This window comes from Micromonospora sp. NBC_00898 (genome assembly GCF_045207895.1).
Lineage (GTDB): Bacteria > Actinomycetota > Actinomycetes > Mycobacteriales > Micromonosporaceae > Micromonospora.
Map to the genome: position 1 here is coordinate 4,458,470 of NZ_CP108775.1, position 14,950 is coordinate 4,473,419.

Genomic DNA, 14,950 nt, shown 5'->3' on the forward strand with positions numbered 1-14,950 from the left:
GATGACCGAGGAAACCGTCGACCGTTCGGCCGTGCCCAGCCAAGCGCTCGCCGATCCGGAGCGGCTGCGGGCACTCGCCGAGACCCAGCTGGACGCCACGCCCGACGAGGCCTTCGACCGGTTCGCCCGGCTGGTCAGCGACCTGCTCGACGTACCGGTCGCCCTGGTCTCGCTGGTGACGCCGGAACGGCAGTTCTTCCCCGGCGCGGTCGGCCTGCCCGAGCCGTGGGCCAGCCGGCGGCAGACCCCGCTGAGCCACTCGTTCTGCCAGCACGTGGTGGGCATCGAGGTGCCGATGGTGCTGCCGGACGCCCGGCTCTACCCGCGGGTCCGCCGGAACCTGGCCATCGAGGACCTGGGCGTCATCGCGTACGCCGGCATCCCGCTGACCGACCTGGACGGCCGGGTGCTCGGCTCGCTCTGCGCGATCGACAGCAAGCCCCGGGCCTGGACCGCCGAGCAGCTGCGCACCCTCGCCGACCTGGCCGCCGCCTGCTCCTCCGAGCTGCGGCTGCGGATCGCGCTGGAGGGCGCCGAGGAGGCCCGCCGACGCGCCGAGGAGGCGCACGACCGGCTGGCCATGCTCGCCGGCATGAGCGAGACCCTGGCCGGCACGCTGGACATCACCACGGCGGTGAGCCGGCTGGGTCACGCGATGGTGCCGCTGCTGGCGGACTGGTGCCTGCTCACCCTGGTCGACCCGACCGGAGCGCCGCGTACCGCCTCCGCCGTGCACCGGGACCCGGAGCGGGCCGCCGACGTGGCCCGCTTCGCCGAGCTGATGGTCACCGGCCTCGGCCCGGAGTCGATCACCCGGTCGGTGCTGCGCACCGGCCGGCCGGTTCTCGGCAGCGCGGCCGGCGTGGCCGACGTCGAGCGCGGCACCACCCACCCCGAGCTGCCGTCCCTGGCGGCCCGCCTCGGCATCGCCTCCCAGCTCAGCGTGCCGGTGACCGCGCCCGGGCGGGGCGGCACGATCGGCTGCATCACCCTGGTCAACGGGCCGCGCCGGCGCCCGTTCGACGACGGCGACCTGCACACCGCGCTGGACATCGGCCGCCGCGCCGGCCAGGCGGTCGGCAACAGCTGGATGTACGGCGAGCAGCGGCACGTCGCCGAGGTGCTGGTGCTGCAGCACAGCATGCTGCCGTTACCTTTTCATGAAGCGATAGATAGCTCATGATCGGCAGCCGTCAGTTGCCTGACGGCGTTGACCGCAAGCGGTCTTGACGCTTCCACGCCCGACTGCCCAGCCCGCACGGGTGCGGGTCTTACGGGTCTTACGTAGGCTCCACGTCCTGTTTTTCCGTCGCCCGGCAACTCCGGGTCGACATGCCGAGCCAGGTCGGCAAGGTTTCGTGCGGCGTTGACGTCCCGGTCCAGGGACAGGCCACACGCGACGCAGGTGAATGTGCGCTCTGCCAGGGACAGCTTGGGTTTCACTGTTTTGCAGCCAGAGCAGGTCTTGGAGCTGGGATACCACCGGTCGGCGACGTGCAGCGCACTGCCGTACCAACTGGTCTTGTAGGCCAGATGCCGCCGCAGGGTGGCCGGCGCCGCGTCGGACAGGGCGCGGGCCAGCCTGCGGTTGCGCTTCATCCCGGCGACGTGCAGGTCCTCCACCACGACCAGGTCGTAACGCTGGGCCAGCCGGGTGGTCAGCTGATGCCACGAATCTTCGCGTACCGCGGCCACTGTCGCCTGGATCCGGGCAACCCGGTCCTGCGCCCGCCGCCAGCGGTTCGACGGGTCACGGCGCTCGCGGGTCGCCGGATCGAACGGGCCGACCCGCCGGTTGGCGCGGCGCTGCGCCTTACCGAGCCGCTTGAGCGCGGCCTTGAACGGGGCCGGATTCTCCACCATCTCGCCGGTGGATAGCACCGCGAGGTGCTTCACGCCGGCGTCGACCCCGACGACGCGGCCCGTTCGGGGTGCGTGCGCGGGTCGACCGGTGGCACGCCGCACGGCCACCTGGAAGGAGCAGAACCACCGGCCGGAGGTTTCAGTCACGGTCGCGGACAGGATCTTCGCGGTGCCGGCTTCCAGCCGCCTGGCCAGCTTGCGGGTCGATTCGTCGGTGCGGACGCGCCCCAGTCGAGGCAGGACCACGTGGCGTCGATCGGGCTCCACCCGGATCGCTCCGGTGGTGAACCGGACAGAGCGGGCAGCGTGCTTGCGCTTGAGTGTGGGCCAGCCCATCTTGCGGCCCTTGCGCTTGCCGTTGCGGGAGTCCGACCAGTTGGTCAACGCTCGGGACAGGTTGTCCAGGCCGGTGTTGAACGCTTCCTTGGAGCACTCCTGCCACCACGGGGCCACCCACGGCTTGGTGTCGTTCCAGGTGCGCCGCAGGCTCGGTAGCGACCAACTCTGCCAGGGTGTCAGGTCGGTCTCGGCGACCCCGTACGACGCCTCAGACGCGCGCTGCGCCTTGACCGCGGACAGCCGCCTGAGCATGTGGTTGTAGGCGAACCGGGCCGCGCCGGCATACCGACGCAGATTCTGAACCTGCGCCGGTGTCGCGTCCAGCGCGAACTTGTACGCCTGCACCGTCCAGCCCGGCGGCGGCTCGTAGCGCCTCATTCGACACCCGACCCGGTCGCCGCGGCCACGGCCCGCCGTGCCCGATCCGCCGCCGCGCGCCGACCGTACAGCCGGGCGCACAAGGATGTGAGGATCTCGGTCACGTCGCGGACCAGGTCGTCGTCCACCTCGGCCGGGTCGACCACGAGCAGTCGCCGGCCCTGCGCGGCGAGCGCCGCCTCGACGTACTCCGCACCGAACCGGGCGAACCTGTCGCGGTGCTCCACCACGATCGTGGTCACGGCCGCGTCGCGCAGCAGGGCGAGGAACTCCTTGCCCAGCCGCTGCCGACGGGCTCGCGGTGACTTGATGCAACGCGGGGCACCCGGCGCCGCTGCTGATCCGCGCCGCCGGCCGGGTGGAGGTGCTCGACGGGGCGTGGGAGCCGCTGCTCGGCCTGGCCCGGCCGACCCGCCGGACCAGCCGGGAGTTGGCGCTCGCGCCGGGCGACACGCTGCTGCTCTACACCGACGGCCTGATCGAACGCCGGGACCGGCCGATCGACGAGGGGCTGGCCGAGCTGGTCGACGGGCTCGCCGGCACGGCGGCGCTCCCGCTGGGCGACCTCTGCGACCAACTGCTGGCTATCGTGCACAGCGGGGAGGACGACATCGCCATGCTCGCCCTCCGGGCCCGCTGAGCCTGCGCCGCCAATCGGGGCGGACGGGCGTCGCCGCCGACCGGGACCCGCCGGTTCCGTCGCGCCCGGACGGTCAGCCGGCCGGACTAGGCTGGGCCGGGTGAGCGCCCGTCCCCCGTACCCCCGCACCGGCCGCCTCCGCGCGGCGCTGGCGGCGTCCTGCGCGGCGCTGCTGCTGGGCACCGCCGGCTGCGCCTTCGGCGAGCCCGAGCCCGACCCGGCCGGCGAGCCGCCGAACCTCCCGACGCCGTCGGCCACGGCCGACCCGGGCGGCGCCGGTCAGCAGGTGGTGGCGACGGTGCTGGCGAAGGGGCTGCGGGTGCCGTGGGCCGTCGCGTTCCTCCCGGACGGCGCCGCGCTGGTCACCGAGCGGGACAGCGGACGGATCCTCCAGGTCGGGCCCGGCTCGGGGCCGGAAGGGCTGACCGTCACCGTCGTGCAGACCGTGCCCGACGTGGCGGCCGGGGGCGAGGGCGGGCTGCTGGGCATCGCCGTGTCCCCGTCGTACGCCAGGGACCGCACGGTCTTCGTCTACTACACCACCGCCCGGGACAACCGGGTCGCCCGGTTGCCGCTCGGCGGGCGGCCCACCCCGATCCTCACCGGTATCCCGCCCGCCGGGGTCCACAACGGCGGCGGGCTCAGCTTCGGCCCGGACGGCTACCTGTACGTCAGCACCGGCGACGCCGGCCGGCAGCCGAACGCCCAGGACCGCAAGAGCCTCGGCGGCAAGATCCTCCGGATCACCCCGGACGGCAGGCCGGCTGCCGGCAATCCCTTCCCCGGCTCGCCGGTGTGGTCGATGGGGCACCGCAACGTGCAGGGCTTCGCCTGGGACTCGGCGAAGCGGATGTACGCCGTCGAGTTCGGCCAGAACACCTGGGACGAGATCAACCAGATCACCAAGGGTGGCAACTACGGCTGGCCGCAGGTCGAGGGGCGCGCCGGCGACAAGCGGTACGCCGACCCGATCGTGCAGTGGCGCACCACCGAGGCCTCCTGCTCCGGGCTGGCCGCGGTCGACCGGTTGCTGGTCACCGGATGCCTGCGCGGCCAGCGGCTCTGGCTGGTCGAGCTGACCGACACGGGCACCGTGCTCGGCCAGCCCCGTGAGCTGCTGACCGGAAAGTACGGTCGGCTCCGGGCGGTGGCCGCCGCCCCGGACGGGTCGCTCTGGGTCACCACCTCGAACCGGGACGGGCGGGGCCAGCCGGCGCCGGAGGACGACCGGATCCTGCGGCTGGTGTTCGCCGGAGGCGGGGCCGGACGCAGCTGACGACCCCGCCGGTGCCGGCCACCGGGCGGGGCGGGGGCCGACACGCGGACCGGACGGGTGGGGACGCGCCGGCTTCCTCGGGTTTGCCAGGATCCCTCGACGGGCAGGTCAGAATTTCAGCATGGACGGCCAGGAGAACGAGCAGCGCGACACCGGGGGCGAGGGCACCTCGGCGACCGAACGTGCCCGACGCTGGGCGAGCTGGCTGGGGCGTAAGGGGCGGTCGGGTGGGAACGGCTGGCTGCGGCGGCTCGGCGTGGCGCTGGCCGTCCTGGCGGTCGCCCTGGGCGGGGTGGTCGCCGGCACGTACGCCGGTGGGCACGTCGGCACCGACATCGGGCCGTTCCGGGCGCAGCTCAGCCTGAGCCCGTCGCTGGAGGGCGGCACCACCGTCGACGTCCCGCCGCTGGGCGCTCTGCTGTTGAACAGCCACGACGGGCCGACCTACCTCACCGTCCGGCTGGGCGCGCTGGACCAGCGGCGTACCGAGGCGCTGATCGACGACCCGGCCAGCATCAGCCGGGCCAGCCAGTCCGCCGTCGCCGATGTCCGGGCCGGGGTGATGCGCCTGGGCCTGAAGACGTTGGGCTCGACGGTGCTCGCCACCCTGCTGCTGGCGGGGCTGGTCTTCCGCAACGCCCGGCGGACGGCCTGGGCCGGTGGGCTGGCCCTGGTGATCACGGCCGGCAGCCTCGGGCTGGCCGCCGCGACCATGCGCCCGCAGGCGATCGAGGAGCCCCGGTACGAGGGACTGCTGGTCAACGCCCCGGCGATCGTCGGCGACGCCCGCCGGATCGCGAACGACTACACGAAGTACGCCGAGCAGCTCCAGCGCCTGGTGGGCAACGTCAGCCAGCTCTACACCACCGTCTCGGCGCTGCCCGTGTACGAGCCGGCGCCCGGCACCACGCGGGTGCTGCACGTCTCGGACATGCACCTCAACCCGACGGGGTGGCAGCTGATCCGGACGGTGGTGGAGCAGTTCGGCATCGACGTGGTGATCGACACGGGCGACATCACCGACTGGGGCAGCGAGCCGGAGGCGTCCTTCGTCGGCTCGATCGGTCTGCTCAAGAAGCCGTACGTCTTCATCCGGGGCAACCACGACTCGGCGAAGACGGCCGCGGCGGTGGCCCAGCAGCCGAACGCGATCGTGTTGGACAACTCGACGACCACGGTGGCCGGGCTGACCATCGCCGGAATCGGTGATCCCCGGTTCACCCCGGACAAGAACACCTCACCGGCTGGCAGCGGCCTGACCAAGCAGGTGGCCGACCAGGTGATCGGCGCCGGCGAGCAGCTCGCCACCACCGTCACCGCCTCGCCGCGACCGGTGAACATCGCGCTGGTGCACGACCCCGCCTCGGCCGGGCCGCTCTCCGGCACCTGCCCGCTGGTGCTGGCCGGGCACATCCATGCCCGGCAGGTCTTCAAGCTGCCGCAGGCGCCCGGCAAGCAGCCGACCCAGCTGCTGGTGGAGGGCTCCACCGGCGGCGCCGGGCTGCGCGGCCTGGAGGGCGAGAAGCCGACCCCGCTGGAGATGAGCGTGCTCTACTTCGACGACCAGAAGATGCTCCAGGCGTACGACGCGATCACCGTCGGCGGGACCGGGCAGTCGCAGGTCAACCTGGAGCGGCACGTGATCAAGGACCCGAAGCAGGGCGCGGAGGTGCCAGTCACCCCGACCCCGACCCGGGGCGGCCCCGAGTCGGCCAGCCCGACCCCGACCCGTTGACCAGCCTGCGCCGCGAGAACCGGTCCTCAGGTTGCGGTCCCGGTGCACCCTGGACGTCACTCTCCGCGCCGGCCGGCCGAGCCCCGGGCACTCACCGCACGACCTTTGCTCTGCTGCAGCGGAGGCAACAGGCACCCAGAGTGACCGGGTGCCGCGCGGTCGGTTGAAAGGTCGCCCAGCTGGGGGGCGGTGTTGCCGGGGGTGAAGCAGAGCAAAGGGCTCGACGAGCAACGTCGATCGCCGCCAGCCCTTCACCCTGGGTGGGGCCGAGGACCGGTGACGCCGGGTGAGCGCCACACGACGGTGAGGCCGCACGGGCGGCGGCACACACCACGGTGACCGCCGCCGGGCCACCCGCGCCTGGCGGTCGGCGCGCGGGCGGCGGCGGAGGGCGACGGCCGCCTCCGGGGGCGGGGGGCCGGACGGTGGCGGCTCAGCGCAGCGACAGGGCGGCCAGGGCGGCGTTGACGATGCTGCCGGGCAACAGGTCGTGCAGCTCGTACAGCTCCTGCACGCTGCCGGACTGGCCGAACTCGTCCACGCCGAGCGGCACCGCCGGGGCGCCGACGGCCGAACCCAGCCAGGCCATCGCGTGCGACGCGGCGTCGTGCACGGTCACCACCGGCACCCGGTCGGCGAAGGCCGACCGCAGCGCGCCGGGCACGCTCGGCACGGTCGCGGTCCGCACGCCCTGGCGCAGGGTCCGCTGCCAGGCCCGGTAGAGCCGGTCCAGCGAGGTGACGTCCACGACGTGCGCGGCCACCCCCTCCTCCGCCAGCTCCGCGGCGGCCGCGAGGACCTCCGGCAGCACCGCGCCGGACACGGCGAGCTGCACCACCGGGGCGTCCGCCAGGTGCGGGTACGCCTGGTGCGCGTCCACCAGCCGGTACGCCCCAGCTACCACCTGCCGGCGCAGCACCGCGTCGCCGATCCGGGCCCGGGCCGCCTCGAACGGCGCCTGGTCGATCGGCCGGGTGCTGAGCCGGAAGTAGTACGCCCCGTCCTCGGCCGGCGCGGCGGTGGCGGCGGGTGCCGCTCCCCCGGCGATCTGGCCGAGCGCGTCGCAGAGCAGCCAGTCCAGGCTGCCGGCGTACGCCGGTTCGAGGAAGGTCACCCCAGGCAGCTCCAGGCCGACGGAGGCGGTGATGGTGGACTGGTGGGCGCCGCCCTCGGGGGCCAGGGTGATGCCGGACGGGGTGCCCGCCACCACGAACCGGGAACCGGAGTAGGTGCCGTACAGGAACGCGTCCAGGCCGCGCAGCACGAACGGGTCGTAGACCGTGCCGACCGGCAGCAGCGGCTGGCCCGACAGATCCCAGGACAGGCCGAGCTGCCCCAGCAGCAGGAACAGGTTCATCTCCGAGATGCCGAGCTCGATGTGCTGACCAGACGGGCTCTCCGTCCAGCGCAGCATCCGGTCCTCGGTCCAGGAGCGCTGCTCGGTGGGGGCGAAGACGCCGGTCTTGTTGATGAACCCGGCGAGGTTGGTGGAGGTGGCCACGTCCGGCGCGGTGGTCACCAGGTAGGGCGCCACCGCGGGGTCGCGGGCCAGGTCGACCAGCACCCGGCCGAAGACCTCCTGGGTGGAGACCGGCTTGTTCGCGCGTACCTTCGTGGTTTCCGGGACGGTGACCCCGAGCGCCCGCTCGCGGGGCGCGCGGGACAGCGCCTCCCGACGCTCGCCGGCCCGGATGCCGGCCGCCGATGCCGGGTCGAGGCGGTCCCACTCGGTCTCCGGGGCGAGGCCCTGCGCGGCGCGCAGCGCGTCGACCTGCTCCGTGGTGAGCAGCGCCGAATGGTTGCGCGGGTTGCCGGCGATGGGCAGACCCCAACCCTTCACCGTGTACGCGAACACCACACTGGGCCGGTCGGTCACCGCGTCGCACTGCGCGTACGCGTCGAGCATCGCCTCGAGGTCGTGTCCGCCCAGGTCGGTGACCAGCGGGCCCAGCTCGTCGTCGGCGATGTCCGCGATGAACTCGGCGATGCCGGCCGGCGCGCCGTCGAGGAACTGCTTGCGCAGCGCCGGCCCGGCCAGCCCGAACAGCGACTGGTACTGCTCGTTCGGCATCCGGTCGATCCAGTCGCGCAGCGCCGCCCCGCCCGGCCGCGCGTACGCCTCGGCGAGCTTACGGCCGTACTTGACCTCCACGACGTGCCAGCCGGCGGCCTCGAACTGGCCCCGCCACTGGTCGATCCGGATGCCCGGCACCACCCGGTCCAGGGACTGGCGGTTGAAGTCGACCAGCCACATCACGTTGCCCAGGCCGGTGGTGGCCGGGTCGGCCACGGCCTCCCAGATGTTCCCCTCGTCCAGCTCCGCGTCGCCGATCAGCGCGACGAACCGGGAGTGTGGCCGGGCGCCGAAGTGCGCGTCGACGTATCGCCGGGTGACCGCGGCGAACAGCGGCGCCGCCGCGCCCAGCCCGACCGAGCCGGTGGAGAAGTCCACCTCGTCGGGGTCCTTGGTCCGCGACGGGTACGACTGGAGCCCACCCCGCGCCCGCAGCTTCGGCAGGTACGACCGGTCCAGGTTGCCCAGCAGGTACTGGATGGCGTGGAAGACGGGGGAGGCGTGCGGCTTGACGGCCACCCGGTCCTCGGCGTCCAGGTGGGCGAACCAGAGCGCGGTCATCGCGGTGACCAGCGAGGCGCTCGACGCCTGGTGGCCGCCGACCTTCACCCCGTCGCCGGTGTTCCGGTCGTGGTTGGCGGCGTCCACGATCCGGGTGGCGAGCCAGAGCACCCGGCGCTGGATCTCGTCGAGGACGTCGAGGTCGTGCTGGTTCACGGTGACTCCATCCGGGCGTCGCCGTTGACGCCCTTCGAGGGGGGAAGCGCAGGGTTAGGAGAAGCCCCCTCCTATACCGTAGGCGTTAAGAGGGGGCCCTTCCTTACCGCTCAGCCCTGGGCGCCGAGGCGCTCCAGGATCAGCTCGCGGACGGTCTTGGCGTCGGCCTGACCGCGGGTGGTCTTCATGACCGCGCCGACCAGCGCGCCGGCCGCCGCGACCTTGCCGCTGCGGATCTTGTCCGCGACGGCCGGGTTGGCGGCGATCGCCTCGTCCACGGCGGCGGTGAGCGCGCCGGTGTCGGAGACGACCTCCAGGCCCCGGTTGGTCATGATCTCGGTCGGCGAGCCCTCGCCGGCCACCACGCCCTCCAGGACGGTCCGGGCCAGCTTGTCGTTGAGCTTGCCGGCGTCGACCAGGCCCTGGAGCTCGGCGACCTGCTCCGGGGTGGCCCCGACGTCGGCCAGCTCCACCCCGGTCTCGTTGGCCCGCCGGGACAGCTCGCCCAGCCACCACTTGCGGGCGGCGGCCGGGGTGGCGCCCGCGGCCACGGTCCGCTCGATCAGCTCCACCGCGCCGGCGTTGAGCACCGACTGCATGTCCAGATCCGACAGGCCCCACTGCTCCTGGAGCCGGCGGCGGTGCAGCCGGGGCAGCTCCGGCAGGGCGGCCTTCAGCTCGGCCACCCAGGCGGTGTCCGGGGCGAGCGGCACCAGGTCTGGCTCCGGGAAGTACCGGTAATCGGTGGCGGTCTCCTTGGACCGGCCCGGCGTGGTGTCGCCGGTGTCCTCGTGGAAGTGCCGGGTCTCCTGGGTGATCTTGCCACCCGCGTCGAGCACCGAGGCCTGCCGCAGCATCTCCGAGCGGACCGCCCGCTCCACCGACCGCAGCGAGTTGACGTTCTTGGTCTCGGTGCGGGTGCCCCACTCCTCGCCCGGCAGGTTGAGGGAGGTGTTGACGTCGCAGCGCAGCGAGCCCTCCTCCATCCGGACGTCGGAGACGCCCAGCGAGCGGAGCACGTCGCGCAGCTCGGTGACGTACGCCCGGGCCACCTCCGGCGCCAGCGCGCCGGTGCCGGGAACCGGCCTGGTGACGATCTCGACGAGCGGGATGCCGGCCCGGTTGTAGTCGACCAGCGACTCGGTCGCGCCGTGGATGCGGCCGGTGGCGCCACCGACGTGCAGCGTCTTGCCGGTGTCCTCCTCCAGGTGCACCCGCTCGATGCCGATCCGCACCAGCTCGCCGTTGACCTCGACGTCCAGGTAGCCGTCGAAGCACAGCGGCTCGTCGTACTGGCTGATCTGGAAGTCCTTCGGCATGTCCGGGTAGAAGTAGTTCTTCCGGGCGAACCGGCACCACTCGGCGATCGAGCAGTTCAGCGCCAGGCCGATCCGGATCGTCGCCTCGATGGCCGCCTTGTTCGCCACCGGCAGCGAACCGGGCAGGCCCAGGCAGACCGGGCAGACCCGGGTGTTCGGCTCGCCACCGAAGTCCGTCGGGCAGCCGCAGAACATCTTGGTGTTCGTGCCCAGCTCGACGTGGGTCTCCAGGCCGATCACCGGTTCGTAGCGCGCGACGACCTCGTCGTACGCGGGCAGTGTCGTCGTCATCTGAGCTCCAGGCGCGATCCGGACGGAACCGGTCCAGCCTAATGGGGCTGCCTGGGGACATCTCGCCCGGGTTTCCACACCGTCACCCGGACCACGCATGGCCCGCCCGAGGCGCAGGCCCCGGGCGGGCCCGGACGTCAGCGCTCCTCGACCAGACCGAGGTACATCACCCGCGGGTCGACCGGGTTGAACGCGACGCTGGCGATGTCGTCGTGGGAGTTGTGCTGCGAGGTCAGCCGGCCCGTCGACGCCTGGTACCGGTAGAGGTCGGTGCCGTAGCCGCCGAACCACGTGCCGAACGCGAAGTACAGCACGTCCGGGTCGGCCGGGCTCGGCCACATCGGGGTGCCGTTGATCAACACCGCCTGGTTGCCGTCGAGCATCGACGCGAAGCTGCGGCCGCCGTCCGTCGAACGCCAGATGTGCCGCGCACCGTTGTCGTTCTGGCTGAGGTCGTAGCCCTCCAGCCACACCGTCCCCGGGTCGGCCGCCGAGATCGCCACCGCGAAGCCGTTCGAGCGACCGGCACCGACGCCGGTCGACTGCGCCCAGCTGCGGCCGCCGTCGAACGTCACGAAGCTGCCGTTGCCCATGGTGCCGACGACGACGTGGTCGAGGTCGGCCGGGTCGATGGCCGCCTTGTAGAGGAACTGGTCCGGTCCGGCCGGCAGCCCCATCGGGGTCCAGGTCGCGCCGCCGTCGGAGGAGTCGTAGACCTGCCCGGCCTTGCTGACCACCCGCAGGACCCGCGCGTCGGCCGGATCCACTGCCAGCCCGACCACCCCGTCGTAGAGAACCGGGCCGGCGACGGTGGTGACGGTGTCGCCCTGCACACGGTAGATCGGCTGGTCGTTGATGCCGTACGCGAACGCCGTGCCGTCCGGCCCGGCGGCGACGTCGTACGCTGCCAGGTCCTGCTCGGTGCTGCCGATCTGGTGCCACCTGCAGCCGGCGTCGGTGGAGCGCTGGATCGATCTCTTCGAGATGGCGACCAGGGTGTTCGGCGTACTCAGCGCGGCGAGCTTGGTGTACGCCACCGGGGTGAGGTCGGTGGTGGTGGGTGCCAGGAAGGTGCCGTCGGTGCGGGTGATCGTCACCGAGCCGTCGCCCTGCACCACGCCGCACAGCGGACGGTGCCAGCCGTCGTCAGCGGCGGCGGGGTTTGCGGTGGAGAGGTTGACGGCACCGGCGGCCGTGACGGCCAACACGAGGGCGCCGCTAAGTCGGGAGAAGATCATGAGGCATGTCTAGACGTGGACATGCGCCGATCGCCACAGTTTCGGGGTGTCCGAGCCCGGCCATGGCCTGGATCGGACACCCCGCGAGGCGGGAAGGGGCTCGGATGTTCGAGTCGTTGGGTCTGACCCCGGTGGAGGAGTCGGTCTACCTGGCCCTCCTGCGGAGACGACAGTCGAGCGTGCCGGAGATCGCCCAGCAGGTCGGGGAGAGCCTGCGGGTGGTACGTGCGGCGACCGAGCGGCTGGAGGACCTCGGCTTCGTCAGCCGCCTGGTCGGCTCCGGCACTCGGCTGGTGGCGACCCGCCCGGACGTCGCCGTGAACGCGCTGGTCGTGCGGCGCACCGAGGAGTTCACCAAGGCACGCCGAGCCGCCGAGCGGATGGCGGAGGAGTTCCCCCAGGAATTGCTCACCCGGCCGGACCAGCTGCTCGAGATCGTCACCGGCCGGGCGGCCGTCGAGGCTCAATTCGTCCAGCTCACGCATGGCGCGACGAAGGAGCTGCTGGTGCTGGATCGCCCGCCGTACGCACAGGAGGTGGCGTCTGCGAACGTGTCCGAGACCGAGCTGCTCGGCCGGGACGCCAACGTGCGCGGGATCTACGCCCCGGAGGCCTTCGAGCTGCCCGGCGCCTACGAGCAGGCGATGGCGTCCGTGGCCGCGGGGGAACAGGCGCGGGTGCACACGGACGTGCCGCTGAAGCTGGCGATCGGCGACCGGTCGGTGGCACTGCTGCCGCTGGCCAGCGAACGAGCGGTCGACGCCGCCCTGGTGGTACGCGCCCCGATGGTGGTGTCGGCGCTGGTGAAGCTCTTCGAACTGCTGTGGGTGCAGGCCACGCCGCTGCCGGCCTGGGACCCGGACCAGCCCGCCACCGGGGTCGACGACCTGGACCTGCAGCTGCTGGGACTGCTCGCCACCGGTCTCAAGGACGAGGCCATCGCCCGGGAACTCGGGGTGAGCGTACGGACGCTGGGACGCCGCTCGTCGGCCTTGCTCGCCGCCCTCGGCGCCCGCACCCGCTTCCAGGCCGGCCTGCAGGCCGTGCGCCGCGGCCTGTCGTGAACCTCGGCCGCTCGCCGAGATCCGGGGCCGATCAGCATCGGACGCAAACCGGCGCCGGCGGAACACCGCCGGCGCCGGTCAGCCGTCTCGTGCGCTCAGAGTGCCGGTGGGGTGAACGTGCCGACCACGGACTCCAGCGCGGCGGCGACCCGGTACATCCGGTCGTCGGCCATCGTCGGGGCCATCACCTGCAGGCCGACGGGGAGCCCGTCGGACAGGCCGCACGGCACCGAGATGCCCGGGCCGCCGTACAGGTTGGTCGGGATGGTGAACAGGTCCGCCAGGTACATCTGGTACGGGTCCGCGGTGCGCGCCCCGATCGGGAACGCCACGAACGGCGTGGTCGGCGAGATCAGCGCGTCGACCTGCTCGAACGCCGAGTTGAAGTCCCGGGTGATCAGGGTGCGGACCTTCTGCGCCTGGCCGTAGTAGGCGTCGTAGTAGCCCGACGAGAGGGCGTACGTGCCCAGCATGATGCGGCGCTTGACCTCGGGGCCGAAGCCGGCCTCCCGGGTCAGCGACATGACCTCCTCCAGCGACCGGTTCCCGTCGTCGCCGACCCGCAGGCCGAACCGGACGCCGTCGAACCGGGCCAGGTTGGAGGAGCACTCGCTCGGCGCGATCAGGTAGTACGCCGGCAGCGCGTACTTGAAGTGCGGGCAGGACACCTCGACGATCTCGGCGCCCAGCTTCGCCAGCGCGTCCACCGACTCACGGAACGCGGCCATCACGCCCGGCTCCGCGCCCTCGCCGGTGAACTCGGTGACGATGCCGAGCTTCACGCCGGTCAGGTCGCCGGTGGCGCCGAGCCTCGCGGCGGCCACCACGTTTGGCACCGGGGCCGGGATGGAGGTCGAGTCGCGCGGGTCGTGGCCGCCGATGACCTGGTGCAGCAGCGCGGCGTCGAGCACTGTACGGGCGCACGGTCCGGGGGTGTCCAGCGACGAGGAGAACGCCACCAGGCCGTACCGGGAGGTGCCGCCGTAGGTGGGCTTCGCGCCGACGGTGCCGGTGACCGCCCCGGGCTGGCGGATCGAGCCGCCGGTGTCCGAGCCGATCGCCAGCGGCGCCTCGTACGCGGCCAGCGCGGCGGCGCTGCCGCCGCCGGAGCCGCCCGGGATCCGGTCGGTGTCCCACGGGTTGTGGGTCGGGCCGTAGGCCGAGTATTCGGTGGAGGAGCCCATCGCGAACTCGTCCATGTTGGTCTTGCCGAGCATCACCGTGCCGGCGTCGCGCAGCCGCTGCACGATCGTCGAGTCGTACGGCGGGCGCCAGCCCTCCAGGATCTTCGACCCGACGGTGGTCGGCACGCCCTTGGTGGTGAGCACGTCCTTGACCGCGACCGGCACGCCGGCCAGCGGGCCCAGCTCCTCGCCGGCGGCCCGGCGCTCGTCCACCGCGCGAGCCGCGGCCAGCGCGCCCTCGGAGTCGACGTGCAGGAACGCGTGCACCCGGTCGTCGACGGCGGCGATCCGGTCGAGGTGGGCCTGCGCCACCTCGACGGCGGAGGTCTCCCCGCTCGCGACGAGCCCCGCGATCTCGGTCGCGGTGAGCTTGATCAGGTCGCTCATGAAGCCACATCCTCGTCCAGGATCCGCGGGACGCGGAACCGCTGCTGGTCGGCGTCGGGCGCGCCGGACAGCGCCTCCTCCGGGGTCAGGCACGGCGTCACCACGTCCTCGCGGAGCACGTTGGTCAGCGGCACCGAGTGGGAGGTCGGCGGGATGTCCGCCGCGGCGACCTCGCCGACCTGGGCGACCGACTGGAGGATCACGTCGAGCTGACCGGCGAAGGTGTCCAGCTCCTCCTCGGTGACGGCGAGCCGCGACAGTCGCGCCAGGTGCGCGACCTCCTCGCGGGAGATGGCGGCCATCGGTGCCCCCTTCGTGGCTGTCCTGCTGCGTCTGCGTGTGCCGGCCGCGCGCCGAGGTGGAGATGACGCGCGGTGACCGGAGCGAGTCTATTGTCCTGCGCCCGCGCCGACGCCTCCGACTCCCCCTCCGTCCACGCACCGGT

General features: G+C 72.9%; 11 protein-coding genes and 1 pseudogene. 5 read left to right on the top strand and 7 right to left on the bottom strand.

Annotated elements, in window-relative coordinates; all coding sequences use genetic code 11:
* Position 1 precedes the first annotated feature (1 nt).
* On the top strand, positions 2-1,183 hold the full coding sequence (locus tag OG799_RS21630; protein WP_406036957.1) for a GAF domain-containing protein: 1,182 nt from the start codon (positions 2-4) through the stop codon (positions 1,181-1,183).
* Here OG799_RS21630 and tnpB read toward each other — a convergent pair.
* Entirely contained in the window at positions 1,159-2,580 is a 1,422-nt protein-coding gene (gene tnpB / locus OG799_RS21635; RefSeq protein ID WP_406036958.1) for an IS607 family element RNA-guided endonuclease TnpB, read from the bottom strand. The two genes, OG799_RS21630 and tnpB, sit on opposite strands and share 25 nt — an antisense overlap.
* Positions 2,577-2,840, bottom strand: a pseudogene (locus OG799_RS21640) (IS607 family transposase); the annotation flags it as partial. The gene tnpB and the pseudogene OG799_RS21640, both read right to left, overlap by 4 nt.
* Before the next feature lie 98 nt (positions 2,841-2,938).
* Here OG799_RS21640 and OG799_RS21645 point away from each other — a divergent pair.
* The 3 genes from OG799_RS21645 to OG799_RS21655 all read left to right on the top strand — a co-directional run bounded on the left by OG799_RS21645 (position 2,939) and on the right by OG799_RS21655 (position 6,231).
* Positions 2,939-3,220 (top strand): SpoIIE family protein phosphatase, encoded by a 282-nt coding sequence (locus tag OG799_RS21645; protein ID WP_406036959.1) that lies wholly within the window; start codon positions 2,939-2,941, stop codon positions 3,218-3,220.
* Positions 3,221-3,320: 100 nt separating this feature from the next.
* Entirely contained in the window at positions 3,321-4,496 is a 1,176-nt protein-coding gene (locus OG799_RS21650; protein ID WP_406036960.1) for a PQQ-dependent sugar dehydrogenase, read from the top strand.
* A gap of 121 nt (positions 4,497-4,617) precedes the next feature.
* Positions 4,618-6,231 carry a metallophosphoesterase gene (locus tag OG799_RS21655; protein ID WP_406036961.1) on the top strand — a complete coding sequence of 538 codons (1,614 nt, stop codon included), beginning with the start codon at positions 4,618-4,620 and terminating at the stop codon, positions 6,229-6,231.
* Positions 6,232-6,664: 433 nt separating this feature from the next.
* Here OG799_RS21655 and OG799_RS21660 read toward each other — a convergent pair whose 3' ends face one another.
* The 3 genes from OG799_RS21660 to OG799_RS21670 all read right to left on the bottom strand — a co-directional run bounded on the left by OG799_RS21660 (position 6,665) and on the right by OG799_RS21670 (position 11,870).
* The gene (locus OG799_RS21660) at positions 6,665-9,022 is read right to left on the bottom strand and encodes a transketolase-like TK C-terminal-containing protein (protein ID WP_406036962.1); all 2,358 of its coding nucleotides are present in this window, start codon (positions 9,020-9,022) and stop codon (positions 6,665-6,667) included.
* A 110-nt stretch (positions 9,023-9,132) separates the two neighbouring features.
* Positions 9,133-10,632 carry an Asp-tRNA(Asn)/Glu-tRNA(Gln) amidotransferase subunit GatB gene (gatB, locus tag OG799_RS21665; RefSeq protein ID WP_406036963.1) on the bottom strand — a complete coding sequence of 500 codons (1,500 nt, stop codon included), beginning with the start codon at positions 10,630-10,632 and terminating at the stop codon, positions 9,133-9,135.
* Between the two features lie 137 nt (positions 10,633-10,769).
* Positions 10,770-11,870 carry a WD40/YVTN/BNR-like repeat-containing protein gene (locus tag OG799_RS21670; protein ID WP_406036964.1) on the bottom strand — a complete coding sequence of 367 codons (1,101 nt, stop codon included), beginning with the start codon at positions 11,868-11,870 and terminating at the stop codon, positions 10,770-10,772.
* Between the two features lie 104 nt (positions 11,871-11,974).
* Here OG799_RS21670 and OG799_RS21675 point away from each other — a divergent pair, with 104 nt between their 5' ends.
* Complete coding sequence (locus tag OG799_RS21675) at positions 11,975-12,934, top strand: helix-turn-helix domain-containing protein (protein WP_406036965.1); 960 nt, start codon at positions 11,975-11,977, stop codon at positions 12,932-12,934.
* 95 nt (positions 12,935-13,029) lie between these two features.
* Here the strand turns inward: OG799_RS21675 and gatA are convergent, their stop codons facing one another.
* Both gatA and gatC read right to left on the bottom strand, forming a co-directional pair.
* Positions 13,030-14,505: an Asp-tRNA(Asn)/Glu-tRNA(Gln) amidotransferase subunit GatA gene (gene gatA, locus OG799_RS21680; protein WP_406036966.1), complete on the bottom strand. Its 1,476-nt coding sequence runs from the start codon at positions 14,503-14,505 to the stop codon at positions 13,030-13,032.
* On the bottom strand, positions 14,502-14,807 hold the full coding sequence (gene gatC, locus OG799_RS21685) for an Asp-tRNA(Asn)/Glu-tRNA(Gln) amidotransferase subunit GatC (protein WP_334483069.1): 306 nt from the start codon (positions 14,805-14,807) through the stop codon (positions 14,502-14,504). The genes gatA and gatC overlap by 4 nt, the downstream gene beginning before the upstream one ends.
* Between the last annotated feature and the right edge of the window lie 143 nt (positions 14,808-14,950).

Bases quoted from the DNA above. Each gene is read 5' to 3' on its own strand.
- tnpB (WP_406036958.1), bottom strand. From the start codon at position 2,580: ATGAGGCGCTACGAGCCGCCGCCGGGCTGGACGGTGCAGGCGTACAAG.
- OG799_RS21670 (WP_406036964.1), bottom strand. From the start codon at position 11,870: ATGATCTTCTCCCGACTTAGCGGCGCCCTCGTGTTGGCCGTCACGGCC.
- OG799_RS21675 (WP_406036965.1), top strand. From the start codon at position 11,975: ATGTTCGAGTCGTTGGGTCTGACCCCGGTGGAGGAGTCGGTCTACCTG.
- gatA (WP_406036966.1), bottom strand. From the start codon at position 14,505: ATGAGCGACCTGATCAAGCTCACCGCGACCGAGATCGCGGGGCTCGTC.
- gatB (WP_406036963.1), bottom strand. From the start codon at position 10,632: ATGACGACGACACTGCCCGCGTACGACGAGGTCGTCGCGCGCTACGAA.
- gatC (WP_334483069.1), bottom strand. From the start codon at position 14,807: ATGGCCGCCATCTCCCGCGAGGAGGTCGCGCACCTGGCGCGACTGTCG.
- OG799_RS21630 (WP_406036957.1), top strand. From the start codon at position 2: ATGACCGAGGAAACCGTCGACCGTTCGGCCGTGCCCAGCCAAGCGCTC.
- OG799_RS21655 (WP_406036961.1), top strand. From the start codon at position 4,618: ATGGACGGCCAGGAGAACGAGCAGCGCGACACCGGGGGCGAGGGCACC.